Source organism: Catellatospora tritici (assembly GCF_019083965.1).
In the GTDB taxonomy this organism is placed as follows: Bacteria; Actinomycetota; Actinomycetes; order Mycobacteriales; family Micromonosporaceae; genus Catellatospora; species Catellatospora tritici.
Genome location: NZ_JAHRCY010000002.1, coordinates 289307 through 301771, shown reverse-complemented (window position 1 = coordinate 301771; position 12465 = coordinate 289307). Strand labels below are relative to the sequence as shown.

11 protein-coding genes and 1 pseudogene are annotated in these 12465 nt (G+C 72.7%); 7 read left to right on the top strand and 5 right to left on the bottom strand.

From position 1 onward, the window contains the following. Positions 1–2: 2 nt before the first annotated feature. Positions 3–995: an aldo/keto reductase gene (locus KUA19_RS05230; protein ID WP_217394949.1), complete on the bottom strand. Its 993-nt coding sequence runs from the start codon at positions 993–995 to the stop codon at positions 3–5. Between the two features lie 52 nt (positions 996–1047). Between KUA19_RS05230 and KUA19_RS05225 the strand changes: the two genes are divergently transcribed. After that, the gene (locus tag KUA19_RS05225; protein WP_217394948.1) at positions 1048–1422 is read left to right on the top strand and encodes a MerR family transcriptional regulator; all 375 of its coding nucleotides are present in this window, start codon (positions 1048–1050) and stop codon (positions 1420–1422) included. 143 nt (positions 1423–1565) lie between these two features. Here KUA19_RS05225 and KUA19_RS05220 read toward each other — a convergent pair whose 3' ends face one another. Together KUA19_RS05220 and KUA19_RS05215 are read right to left on the bottom strand one after the other, a co-directional pair. Continuing rightward, complete coding sequence (locus KUA19_RS05220) at positions 1566–2636, bottom strand: hypothetical protein (RefSeq protein ID WP_217394947.1); 1071 nt, start codon at positions 2634–2636, stop codon at positions 1566–1568. An 11-nt stretch (positions 2637–2647) separates the two neighbouring features. Beyond that, complete coding sequence (locus KUA19_RS05215) at positions 2648–3217, bottom strand: hypothetical protein (RefSeq protein ID WP_217394946.1); 570 nt, start codon at positions 3215–3217, stop codon at positions 2648–2650. Positions 3218–3344: 127 nt separating this feature from the next. On the opposite strand from KUA19_RS05215, the gene KUA19_RS05210 reads away from it, so the two are divergent. Both KUA19_RS05210 and KUA19_RS05205 read left to right on the top strand, forming a co-directional pair. Next, positions 3345–3797, top strand: a complete 453-nt coding sequence (locus tag KUA19_RS05210) for an acyl-CoA thioesterase (RefSeq protein WP_254548817.1) — start codon at positions 3345–3347, stop codon at positions 3795–3797. A gap of 144 nt (positions 3798–3941) precedes the next feature. Beyond that, a complete protein-coding gene (locus KUA19_RS05205; protein WP_217394944.1) occupies positions 3942–5888 on the top strand; it encodes an acetoacetate--CoA ligase in 1947 nt (648 codons plus the stop codon). A 127-nt stretch (positions 5889–6015) separates the two neighbouring features. On the opposite strand, the gene KUA19_RS05200 is transcribed toward KUA19_RS05205, so the two are convergent. Further along, positions 6016–6729, bottom strand: coding sequence for a TIGR03089 family protein (locus tag KUA19_RS05200; protein WP_217394943.1), 714 nt, complete (start codon positions 6727–6729; stop codon positions 6016–6018). A gap of 157 nt (positions 6730–6886) precedes the next feature. Between KUA19_RS05200 and KUA19_RS05195 the strand changes: the two genes are divergently transcribed. The 4 genes from KUA19_RS05195 (at position 6887) to KUA19_RS05180 (ending at position 11616) form a co-directional block, all read left to right on the top strand. Further along, positions 6887–8035: a glycosyltransferase family 4 protein gene (locus KUA19_RS05195; RefSeq protein WP_217394942.1), complete on the top strand. Its 1149-nt coding sequence runs from the start codon at positions 6887–6889 to the stop codon at positions 8033–8035. Positions 8036–8102: 67 nt separating this feature from the next. Beyond that, positions 8103–9203, top strand: coding sequence for a mannose-1-phosphate guanylyltransferase (locus tag KUA19_RS05190; RefSeq protein WP_217394941.1), 1101 nt, complete (start codon positions 8103–8105; stop codon positions 9201–9203). Positions 9204–9328: 125 nt separating this feature from the next. Beyond that, complete coding sequence (locus KUA19_RS05185) at positions 9329–10351, top strand: hypothetical protein (RefSeq protein ID WP_217394940.1); 1023 nt, start codon at positions 9329–9331, stop codon at positions 10349–10351. 275 nt (positions 10352–10626) lie between these two features. Continuing rightward, the gene (locus KUA19_RS05180; RefSeq protein WP_217394939.1) at positions 10627–11616 is read left to right on the top strand and encodes an ArsR/SmtB family transcription factor; all 990 of its coding nucleotides are present in this window, start codon (positions 10627–10629) and stop codon (positions 11614–11616) included. 103 nt (positions 11617–11719) lie between these two features. On the opposite strand, the pseudogene KUA19_RS05175 reads toward KUA19_RS05180, so the two are convergent. Next, a pseudogene (locus KUA19_RS05175) lies at positions 11720–12457 on the bottom strand (coenzyme F420-0:L-glutamate ligase); the annotation flags it as partial. Positions 12458–12465 lie beyond the last annotated feature (8 nt).

Here is a 12465-nt window from a genome sequence, read left to right as displayed (position 1 = left end):
GTTCAGCGCAGCTCGGCCAGCAGCGACTCGACCTCGGCGAACGCCGCCTCGGGCAGTGGACCCAGGGCCAGGGTGGCGAAGTTCTCCTCCGCCTGGGCGACCGTGCGCACGCCCGGGATCGGCAGCGTCCACGGGCTGCGGGCCAGCAGCCAGCCCAGCGCGCCCTGGCTCAGGGTCCGGCCGTCGGCGGTCAGCGCCTGCCGGACCCGGTCCACCAGCTCGGCCCACTGCGGCGTCGGCACCCCGTCGGTGAAGTACTTCAGCCACTCCGGCGACTTGCCGCGCACGTCGTCGCCGCCGATGCGGCCCGCCAGGCCGTGGTACTTGCCGGTGAGCAGGCCCATCGCCAGCGGCCCCCGGTTGATCCCGGCCAGCTCGTAGCGGGCCAGCACGTCCACCATGGCCGCGTTGTCGTTCAGCACCGAGTGGTCGTACTGGATCGCGGCGCAGTTCGGCCCCGCCTCGGCGAAGGCGGCGGCGCGCGCCGGATCGTCGGTGCTCCAGCCGTACGCCCGGATGCGGCCCTGCGCGACCAGCTTCTCCAGTGGACCGACCAGGTCCAGCGCCTCTTCTAGCGGCAGGTGGCCCAGGTGCAGCTGGTACAGGTCCAGGTAGTCGGTGCCGAGCCGGTCGAGGATGCCGTCCAGGCAGCTCAGCATGTATGCCGGGGTGCCGTTCTCGCCGGTGGCCAGCCGCTTGGACGCCGCGAAGGTGAAGCCGAACTTGCTGGCGACGACCACGCTGCCGCGCCGCCCAGCCAGGGCCCGGCCGAGCACCCGCTCGCTGTGCCCGGCCCCGTAGTTGCTCGCCGTGTCGAAGAAGGTGACTCCGAGGTCGAGGGCTCGGTGTACGGCGCGAACCGACTCGGCGTCGTCGACCTCGCCCCACCCGTACGGCTGCCCGTCCTCGCCCCACAGTGGGCCCCCGATGGCCCAGCAGCCCAGGCCCAGGGCGCTGACCTCGATGCCGCTGCGACCCAGTTTCCGTGTCGTCATGACGGCCAGCCTGACACCTGGAGCGCGCTCCAGGTCAAGCTACGGTGGTGCGGTGACCCGATACACCCCCGCCGAAACCGTACGCCGCAGCGGCTTCAGCCTCGACACGCTGCGCTACTACGAGCGCATCGGCCTGCTGGAAGGCGTCGACCGGACGGCCGGCGGCCGCCGCGTCTTCTCCGATGACGACCTGGGCTGGCTCGGCCTGCTGCGCTGCCTGCGCGACACCGGGATGCCGATCAGCGCGATGTGCCGGTTCGCCGAACTCGCCCGGCAGGGCGACGAGACCGTCGCCGACCGGGTGGAGCTGCTGGAGCAGCACAGCGTGGCGGTCGAGGCCCAACTGGAACTGCTGCTGGGCCAGCACGGCCACCTGCGCGACAAGATCACCCACTACCGCGCGCTACTGGCCGCCGACGGGTCCTGACACGCCTGGAACGCGGAACAGTCGCGCCGCCGGGCACGACTGCCCGGCGGCGCGATCTCGCAGGTCCGGCGACGTGATCTCGCAGTTTCGGGGAAAGCGCGCGAATCTTGCACGTTATTCGTGCACTTTCCCCGAAAGGGACGTCAGTCGCGCTTCATCGTCTGCTGGTCGGAGGGTTGGACCAGCATCACGGTCGACTCGTCCGGTAGCGGGGGAGGCGCGGCGGGGCTCGCGGCGGGCGGGGTCGGTGCAGCCGGGACGACCGGGACGGTGACGCCTGCGTCCGGCCTGGGCGCGGGTGCCGACGGCGCGGCTGGGGCCGACGGCGCGGCTGGGGCCGACGGCGCGGCTGGGGCCGACGGCGCGGCTGGGGCCGACGGCGCGGCTGGGGCCGACGGCGCGGCTGGGGCCGACGGCGCGGGCGCCGTGGGCGCGGGAGCGGGTGGTGCGGCAGACGCTGGTCCGGCAGCAGGTGGGGCTGAGGGCGTCATCGCTGCCGGGGGCGGGTTCGGGTTGCGGCGGGGCAGCGGTGGCGCGTCCGCGACCGGCGCGGTCGGCTTGGGCGGCACCGGCATGGTCGGCCCGGCCTGCGGCGGCACCGGCATGGTGGGCCCCGGTGGCACCGGCATCGTCGGCGCGGCGGGGGCGGCGACCGGGGTGGGGCGCGGGTAGTGCAGCGACGGGGCCGGGATGTCGGGCAGCGCGTACGGGTCGGCGGGCATCGAGGTCAGCTGCCGGGTCGGGTCGGGCGCGGCGCCCGGCTGCCGGTACTGCTGCGGCGGGTACTGCTGGTAGGCCTGGGCCGGGTCGGCGATCCGCCGCCACCGGCGCGGGCTGGCGATGGTGGCCAGCAGCGGCACGCCCAGCAGCACGCCGAGGCCGGTCTGCCCCACGGCGCCGGCCAGGTGGATGTCGATCAGCGCGAACGTGTCCTGGTAGGACTTCCCGTCGACCAGGGCCCACGCGCTGGTGCCGAGGAACGCGATCCCGGCCAGCGACGGGCCGGTCGGTGACAGCCGCGCCATGAGCAGGACCGCGTACAGGATGCCCGCGAGCAGCAGCGCGCCCAGCGCCGCGGCCGCGTCGAGGAACGCGTCGGCGGCGCCGCCCGCGGCCATCGTGGTGTTGAACGCGCTGAGACCCGTACCGGTCAGTAGGAAGATCGCGGGAGCGAAGATCAGCGTGAGCAGCAACGATCCTAGGTGGCGCACCATGCCTCCGGGTTCTACAGGTTGGCCTGCGGCGCGCTCCAGGATGGCGTATCAGCGCCAGTCCTGTGCGCGGGGGTCACCGGAAGCTCCAATGTGGCTGTCGGCTCCAGCGTCTGCTGGGCCGGATACTGCGGCGCCACCGGCTGCGGCCAGGCGGGCTCGATGGTGTGCACCGGCTTGGGCCAGGCCCGCCAGCGGCTGGGGCTGAACACCGCGACCAGCAGCAGGGCGCCGACGGCGGCGAGCAGGCCGCTCTGCAGCGGCAGGGTGAGGTCGGCACGGTAGCCGCCGAGCTTCCAGCCCCAGTCCAGCGCCCTCAGTACGGCCACCGGCTGGATCAGGAACCAGACCGTGAACCCGAGGTAGACCAGGGCGGTGAACAGCGGGCCGACCGGCGACTGGCGCAGCGCGCCGATGAGACCGAGCACCAGGCCCGCGCCGGCGACGACGGCGAGGCCGACCCACATGCCGGTGGGCACGTCGGGCGACACGCTCACCGCCAGCATTGCCTGGCCCTGTGCCGCGGCGGCCCAGGCGAGCGGTGTGATCACGATTGCGGCGAGGAGGCTCCATACGTGACGCATGTGCGGCACCTTACTGTTTTCCCGTTGCGCTGGCATCACCGCTGGAGGCAGGCCGTACGGTGAAGGCGTGATCTCCCAGGAGCAGGGCCGCCCGACCGCGTTCTCGCGGGTCACGCTGAGCCGCATCATGACCAACCACGACGTCAACCTGTACGGCACCGTGCACGGCGGCGTGATCATGAAGTTCGTCGACGACGCCGCCGGGGCGGCCGCCGCCCGGCACTGCGGCTTCAACGCCGTCACCGTCTCCATCGACGAGATCGCGCTGATGGTGCCCGTGCGCGTCGGTGACCTGGTGCACGCCAAGGCGCAGGTCAACTGGACCGGGCGCACCTCGCTGGAGCTGGGCGTCTCGGTGTGGGCCGAGCGCTGGAACGAGGCCGACCGCGAGCCGGTCAACGTCGCCACGGCGTACCTGGTGTTCGTGGGCGTCGGCCCGGACGGCGAGCCGACGCAGGTGCCGCCGGTGCTGCCGGAGACCGAGGAGGACGAGCGGCGCTTCCGCGAGGCGGAGATCCGCCGGGAGCACCGGCTGGCCCGCCGCCGCGCCATCGAGAGCCACCGCGCCGACCTGCGCTGACTGTCGGCGACAGCCATACGCACCCGGTGACCGGTGTGCGCCGGGAACACCGCACCCGGGCCGCCCGGCCCGGAGAATGATCGCGCAGGCCATGCGGCAGGATGCGAGTGCGGTGTACGACGGCGTACGCGGGAGGAGATCACGATGACCAGGGTGCTGTGGACCCCACCGGCGGATGTCAGGCAGAACTCCCGCATCGGCGACTACCTGAGCTGGCTGGACAAGCACCGTGGGCTGACCTTCGCCGACTACGACGAGCTGTGGCACTGGAGCACCGAGGACCTGCCCGGGTTCTGGTCGTCGATCTGGGAGTACTTCGAGGTCGTCGCCCACGAACCGGCGACGGCTGTGTTGCCCGACCCCACCATGCCGGGCGCGAAGTGGTTCCCCGGCACCACCCTGAACTACGCCGAGAACGTGCTGCGCATGCCGGGCATCGGCGACGACGAGCCGGTGGTCCTCGGCTACTCGCAGACCCGCGAGCCGGTGGTGCTCACCGCCGCGCAGCTGCGCGAGCAGGTCCGCCGGGCGCGGGCCGGATTGCGCCGCCTGGGTGTCGGCGAGGGCGACCGGGTGGCGGCGTACCTGCCGAACATCCCCGAGACGGTGGTGCTGATGCTGGCCACGGCCAGCCTGGGCGCGATCTTCTCGTCCTGCGCCCCCGAGTTCGGCACCCGCAGCGTCACCGACCGCTGGCAGCAGATCTCGCCCAAGGTGCTCGTCGCCGTCGACGGCTACCGGTACGGCGACAAGCTCATCGACCGGGCCGGTGAGGTCGCGGCGATCCGGGCGGCGCTGCCGTCGCTGACGCACGCCGTCGTGCTGCCGTACACCGAAGGGCAGGTCGGCCTGGGCGAGCTGGCCGCCGACACCGACGAACCGCTGACCTTCGCCCCGGTCCCGTTCGCCCACCCGCTGTACGTGCTCTACTCCTCCGGCACCACCGGTCTGCCCAAGCCCATCGTGCACGGCCACGGCGGCATCCTGCTCGAGCACCTGAAGATGCTCGCCCTGCACCACGACCTCGGCCCCGGCGACCGCTACTTCTGGTTCTCCACCACCGGCTGGATGATGTGGAACTACCTGGTCTCCGGCCCGGCCGTCGGCGCGGCGATCGTGCTGTTCGACGGCAACCCCGGCGCCCCCGACCTGGGCATGCTGTGGCGCCTGGCCGAAGAGGCCGGGATGACGTACTTCGGCACCTCGGCGCCGTACCTGCTGGCCTGCCGCAAGGAGGGGCTGGTGCCGCGTGAGGTCGCCGACCTGTCGAAGCTGCGCGGGCTCGGCTCCACCGGGGCGCCGCTGCCCGCCGAGGGCTTCGAGTGGGTGTACGACAACGTCAACCCCGACCTGATGCTGCTGTCCCTGTCCGGCGGCACCGACGTGTGCACCGGCTTCGTCGGCGGCACCCCGCTCAACCCGGTCTACGCGGGCGAGATCGCGGCCCGCTGCCTCGGCGCCAAGGTCGAGGCGTACGACGGCGCCGGTCACCCCGTCCTCGGTGCCCTCGGCGAACTGGTCATCAGCGCACCGATGCCGAGCATGCCGGTCGGGTTCTGGGGCGACGCCACGGGGGAGAAGTACCGCGAGGCGTACTTCGACGTGTTCCCGGGGGTGTGGCGCCACGGTGACTGGATCACCATCACCGACCGGGGCACCTGCGTGATCACCGGCCGCTCCGACGCGACCCTGAACCGGGGCGGGGTGCGCCTGGGCACGGCCGAGTTCTACTCGGTGGTCGAGGGCATGGACGAGGTCGCCGACTCGGTGGTGGTGCACCTGGAGGACGACGAGGGCGGCGCCGGTGAGCTGCTGCTGTTCGTGGTGCTGGTGCCGGGGCGTGAGCTGGACGACGCGATGCGGAGCAAGATCGCGCGGGAGCTGCGTACGGCGCTGTCGCCGCGCCACATCCCCGACGTGATCTACCAGGTGGCGGCGGTGCCGCGCACTCTGTCGGGTAAGAAGCTGGAGGTGCCGGTGAAGCGGATCCTGACCGGCACGCCGGTGGAGTCGGCGGCGGCGAAGGGGGCGCTGGCGAACCCGGAGTCGCTGAACGCGTTCGAGGCGCTGGCCCGCACCCGCGCCGCCTGAGCCCGTGCTGCCGCAGCACCTAGCATTGACGCTGGCCTATCCAGGGCACGAATGTTCGGAATCCGTCTTCTAGATAGGCCACTGTCAATGCTAGGCCCCTCACCCCGGGGGCCGCGGGCACCCTCCGTCAGGAGATGATCTCGGCGCGTTCCGTTGCCGCGCGGGAGTCGAGGATGCCAGGGGCGGTGTGATGGGACAGCACCAGGCTGGCCCCCGCCGCGAGTGGCGCGACCAGCCAGTCCAGCGGGCGCGGATGCGCGCCGAGGTCGAGCAGCACCCGCTCGCCGCGCTCGATGCCCAGCTCCTTGGCTCGGGCCACCGCCCGCTCGGCCAGTTCGGCGTGGGTGATCGAGCCGCCGCCACCGGGCAGGCCGACCAGGGCGGCCGCGTTCGGGTCGGCGGGCGGACCGCCATAGAAGTCGCCGTGGGCGCGGGCCGAGCTGACCCAGTCCGACACCCCGGCGGGCAGCCCGCGCAGCGGCAGCGCGAACGGGTGCAGGCCCACGGCGTACGTGTCGGGGGCGGTCGGGGCCGTGTCCGCGGCGACGAAGGCGACGTCGGCGGGTAGTTCGTCGGAGTGGGACACCGCCAGCCCGGCGGTCCACGAGGCGAGCATGATCGCGGCGGTCTGCCAGTGCGGCGGCAGCGCGATCGAGGCGACGCTGCCGGGCCCGAGGCCGAGACCGTCGACGAGGAGATTGGCCGTCTTGGACACCCAGTTGGCCAGGGTCGCGCCGGACAGTTCGGTACGTTCGCCGGTCGCGTCGTCGTACCAGGTGAGCAGGGGGCGGGCCGGATCGGCCGACACCGTGGCGGCGAAGAGCTGACTGATAGTCGACACGAGGTCAGGCTACCGACAACGCCGCGTCGTGGACCTTGCCATGGGGTATGTCGGGCGTAGTCTGAGACGTGACTGCTGTGAAACAGCGCACAGTCTCACAACCGCAGAGCGGCGGTCGACTGGGCTGCGCTGCACACCCCCACAAGGAGTGTTCACCGTGACGATCGCTCGCTCTCCCCGGGTGCTGGTCGATGCGACCAGTGTCCCCGCCGACCGAGGCGGGGTGGGCCGCTACCTGGATGGCCTGCTGGGCGCCCTGGCCGACCGGTCCGACATCGACCTGGTCGTGGTCTGCCAGCGCACCGACCAGGAACGCTACGCGCGTACGCTGCCGCATGCGCAGGTCGTGGCCGCTCCGGCCGCCGTGGCGCACCGCCCGGCCCGGCTGGCCTGGGAACAGACCGGCCTGCCGCTGCTGGCCCAGCAGGTCGGCGCGCAGGTGCTGCATTCGCCGTTCTACACCTGTCCGCTGCGTTCGGGCTGCCCGGTGACGGTGACCGTGCACGACGCGACGTTCTTCACCGAGCCCGAGCACTACGACAAGTCGCGCGGCACGTTCTTCCGGTCGGCGATCAAGACGTCGATGCGCCGCGCCGAGCGGGTGATCGTGCCCAGCAAGGCGACCCGGGACGAGCTGATCCGCCTGCTCGACGCCGACCCGACCCGCATCGACGTGGCGTACCACGGTGTGGATCACACCGCGTTCCACGTGCCCGGCGAGGAGGAGAAGGCCCGGGTGCGGGCGCGGCTGGGTCTGGGCGAGGCGTCGTACGTCGCGTTCCTGGGCGCCAAGGAGCCCCGCAAGAACGTGCCGAATCTGATCCGAGGCTGGATCACGGCGGTGCGCGACCGGGTGGATCCGCCCGCGCTGGTGCTGGCGGGTGGTCAAGGTCACGATGACGAGATCGACCGGATGGCGGCCGAGGTGCCCGCGCACCTGCGCCTGCTGCGACCGGGCTACCTGCGCTACGCCGACCTGCCGGGCTTCCTGGGCGGGGCGGTGCTGTGCGCGTACCCGAGTCATGGTGAGGGTTTCGGCCTGCCGATCCTGGAGGCGATGGCGTGCGGGGCGCCGGTGCTGACCACGCCCCGGCTGTCGCTGCCGGAGGTGGGCGGGGACGCGGTCGCCTACACCGGCTCGGAGGCCGGTGAGATCGCCCGTGACCTGTCGGCCCTGCTCGTCGACGACACACGTCGTTCGGCGCTGGCCGCGGCCGGGCTGGCCCGCGCCAAGGAGTTCAGTTGGAACTCCAGCGCCGACGCCCACATCAACGCCTGGCAGCGCTCCATCCGGCAGTACGCCTGACGGGCGGTCGCCCCTGCTCCCGGGCGAGGCGAGTTGCCCGCTCCGCCCGGTCAGGCAGAATGGTCGGATGCTGCACGCCGTAATCCCCGCTGGTGGGAGTGGGACACGCCTCTGGCCGCTGTCGCGCGCCACGCACCCGAAGTTCCTGCACCCGCTGACCGGGACCCCCGACACGCTCATCCAGGCCACCGTCGCCCGGCTGGCGCCGGTCGCCGCGATCGGGGACACCTACGTCGTGACCGGCACCGCCCACGCGGCGGCGATCGCGCGGCAGTTGCCCGATCTGCCCGAGTCGAACATCCTTATCGAGCCGAGCCCGCGCGACTCCTGCGCCGCCATCGGCCTGGCCGCCGCGGTGATCGCGCGGCGCGACCCCGACGCCGTGATGGGCTCGTTCGCCGCTGACCACCTGGTGCGCGACACCGCCCGCTTCACCGAGGTGCTGCGCGACGCCGAGGCGGGCGCCCAGCGCGGCCTGCTCATGACCATCGGCATCACCCCGACCCACCCCGAGACCGGCTACGGCTACCTGCAGTGCGGCGCCGTCGTCGACGGGCCGGTCCGGGTCGTGGACGAGTTCAAGGAGAAGCCGTCGCGCGAGGTCGCCGCGCAGTACCTGGCCTCGGGCCGGTACCTGTGGAACGCGGGCATGTTCGTGTGGCGGGTCGACGTGTTCCTGCGCGAGCTGGCCCGCCAGCAGCCGAGCCTGCACGACGGGCTGGTCCGCATCGCCGCGGCCTGGGACACCGACGACCGGGACCGGGTGCTGGGTGAGATCTGGCCCACCCTGACCAAGATCTCGGTCGACTACGCCGTGATGGAGGGCGCCGCCGCGGCCGGGCTGGTCGCCACCGTCCCCGGCGACTTCGGCTGGAACGACATCGGCGATTTCCACACCCTCGGCGAGGTGCTGCCCGCCGACGAGAACGGCAACGTGGTGGTCGGCGACGACGCGACCCTCGACGGCGGCAAGCCCGAGGTGCTGCTGCACGACGTCCGCAACGTGGTGGTGGTACCGCAGTCGGGCCGCCTGGTCGCGGCGCTCGGCATCGAGAACATGATCGTGGTCGACACCCCCGACGCGGTGCTGGTCTGCGACCGCGACCGCGCCCAGGACGTGAAGAAGCTGGTCGACGAGCTCAAGGAGCGCGGCGACACCCGCATCTGACGCGCCGTCGCGCACCCGGTCAAGTTGCCGGGCAACCGGGGGAATCTCGCACCTTCTTTCCCCCGATTGCCCGGCAATTTGCGCTCTGCGCGGGCACGTGGCGGGCGGTGCGTACGGTGGGGATCATGAAGTTGGTGGAGTTGGCGGCGGCGGGCAACGAGGCGAGTGACCTGCTCCGGGTCGCCGACGGAGCGCTGCTGCGCGAGTTGGGTGCGCGCCGCGCGTACTGGACGGTGCTGGACGAGGGGCCGGTGGAGCGGTGCCTCGCCCTGATCATCGAGCGGGCGGACGGGTCCTGGCACGCCGAGCACGTCGCCGCCGAGGCGGGCGTGCACGCGGGACGGACCGAGGACGCCGAGGCGCTGGCCCACCACGACGGCTGGGTGTACGTGCTCGGCTCCCACTTCGGCTCCAAGGCCGGACCGCTGCGGCCCAAGCGCGCGTTCGTGGCCCGGTTTCGCGAGTCGGCCCGGCCCGAGCTGGAGATCGTCCGGCACCGGTTCGCGCTGCACCGGGTGGTCAACGACGCGCTGGCCGAGCTGGTGACCACGGGGCATCCGGTGGCGCCGGGGCCGGTCGATCCGGCCGTACACGACGGATTCATCGAGCAGACGCTGCGCCGCGGCACCGCCAAGGGCAAAGCCTGGGTCGCGCAGCTCGCGCCGGGCGACCATCCGGTCAACATCGAGGGTGCCGCCTTCACCGGGCGCGGCACGCTCCTGGTCGGGCTGCGCTGGCCGGTCACGGCCGCGGGCGAGCCGGTGCTGGTCGAGCTGGCCGGGGTGCCCGAGCTGTTCACGGGCGGCGCGGTGCGGGTCGCCGGGGTGTACGCGCTGACCGGGACCGGCTCCGGCCCGCTGGGCATACGCGCGCTGGCCGCCCGCCCCGACGGCGGGTACGACGCGGTCATCGGCTCCATCGACGCGCTGGACAAGGGCTCGGTGCTGCTCGAACGGCACCCGCACGCCCGCCACGCCACCTGCCGTCATGTGCGCTTCGAGTTGCCCGGACGGCCCGGCCCGGCCCTGCTCAAGGCCGAGCCGGTGGCGGACCTGGCGCCCCTGCACCATGTGGAGGGGGTGTCCGAACGCGACGGCAGGCCGATTTACGTCACCGATGAGGACCATCGCATCGGGCTGTGGCTCTGAGGAACCCGTGGCTCTGAGCGCGAGACCGTGGCTCTGAGCAGGCTCGAAGCGAACGGAGCGGCCGACCGGTCTGCCCCCCGGCACCCGGCCGGCCGCTACCGTGCCCCGTACGCCCCCGTACGGTTGGCGACGCTGTGCGTCGCTCGGCTCCCCAGGCCGGACCACAGGATCGCGCACCGGGCGGCGTCGGGTCCATGACTTTCGGCTGTGACTTAAAGACCCAGGTCAGTTCCCTCGGTATCCTCATCGAGGTCGCCCCCCACCCCGGAGTCCACATGCTGCGGATCCACTTCACCGGCACCGACCTCGTCCGCACCCGTGTGGCCCCCCGACCCGATCCGATGTGGGAGCTCGCGCTCAGCATCCATCTGCTGCGCATGCGCGGCACCGACCCGCTGCTGTCGGGCTGGAAGAGCGACACCGTGGCCCGGCTGCGCCCGGCCGGACCGCTGCGCGCCGAGGTGGCCATGCTGCTGGCGCTCAACCCGCCGGTGGGCTACTTCCCCGACTTCCTCACCCCGCCCGAGGCGGCCGACGGCATCGACGCCGGGCTCGACGCGGTGCTGTCCACCGCACAGCCCCGGCTGCGCCGCGAGATCGACGTCCTGGGCGGCGCGCGGGGATCACTGCCCGCGAGCGTCGACGAGCTGGGCCGGGGGAACCGGTCCGCCATTGCCGAGCTTGGCACGGCGATCACCCGGTATCACCAGACCGCGATCGAGCCGATGTGGCCCCGGGTGCGCGCCGCCGTCGAGGCCGACCGGGGCATGCGCGCCCGCACCATGCTCGACCAGGGTGTGGAGGGGCTGCTCAACGACCTGCACCCGTCGATCAGGTTCGACGGCGGCACGCTGTCCATCGCCGACTATCCGTCGCACCGTGACGTGCACCTGGACGGGCGCGGGCTGCTGCTGGTGCCGTCGTACTTCAAGACGTACACCAAGCCGGTCACGCTGGTCGACCCGGAACTGCCGCCGGTGCTGGTGTACTCGGTGCACCCGGCGGCCCGGCTCGCGGTCACGGCGCCGGGGGAGGCGCTGACGGGGCTGCTGGGACGCACCCGGGCGGCGGTGCTGGAGCTGGCGGCGGCGGGCAGCACCACCACGGAACTGTCCCGGCGGCTCGGGGTGTCGCCGGCGGCGGTGAGCCAGCACGTGACGGTGATGCGCGACGCGGGGCTGCTGCTGAGCACCCGCATCCGCAACACGGTCCACCACACCCTGACTCCGCTCGGCCACGCCCTGCTCGCGGGCAGCCCCAGGTAGGGCAGGGCACCTTCGTCGGCTCGCGTCAGCGAGACGAGCATTGTTCGGTTGGGTTCGGTTCGCGGAGCGGAAGGGCTCCAGCTCAACTCGCGGCGTGGTTCTCGGCGGCCTGTTCGCGGCCCAGGGCGATCGCCTCGGCGGTGCCCATCGAGAACAGGTCGTGGGCGGCGTCGCGGACCAGCGTCTCGACCGCGCCGGGCCCGTCGGCGCTCGCGGTGATCAAACCTCGGACCACCGCCACCGGCACCCGGTCGACCTTGCCCTTGACCAGCTCCGCCGCGGCGGCCAGCTCATCCACGATCGCCATCTGCGTGATGTGCAGCTCGTTGCCGTACGGGTCGGTCTCGCCCCGGTGGTCGCGCAGCGGCGGAATGCCCGCGCAGCCCAGGGCCACGTCGGTGAGCCCGTTGCGCCACGGGCGCCCCATCGTGTCGCTGATGATCACCGCGACGTCCAGCCCGTACCGCTCACGCATGACCGTGCGCAGCTCGCGGGCCGACCGGTCCGGGTCGATCGGCAGCAGTACCAGCTGGGAGCGGTCGACGTTGGAGGCGTCGATCCCGGCCGAGGCGAGCACGAACCCGTGGTGGGTCTGCACGATGCGGGTGTGGCCCCGGGTGGCCACCGGCCGGGCGGTCTGTTCGCGCAGCACCCGCTCCCGGGCGGCCTCCCGTTCCGGCCCGGCCTGGGGCACGTCGACCAGGTTGCCCTCGGCCTTGGACACGATCTTGCTGGTCACCACGAGGATGTCCCCGTCGACCAGCCAGGGGGCGGCCTCGGTGATGAGCTTGGCGAGGTCGTCGCCGGGGCGAACGTCGCCGATGCCGCGCACCGGGTGCACGCTGTAGC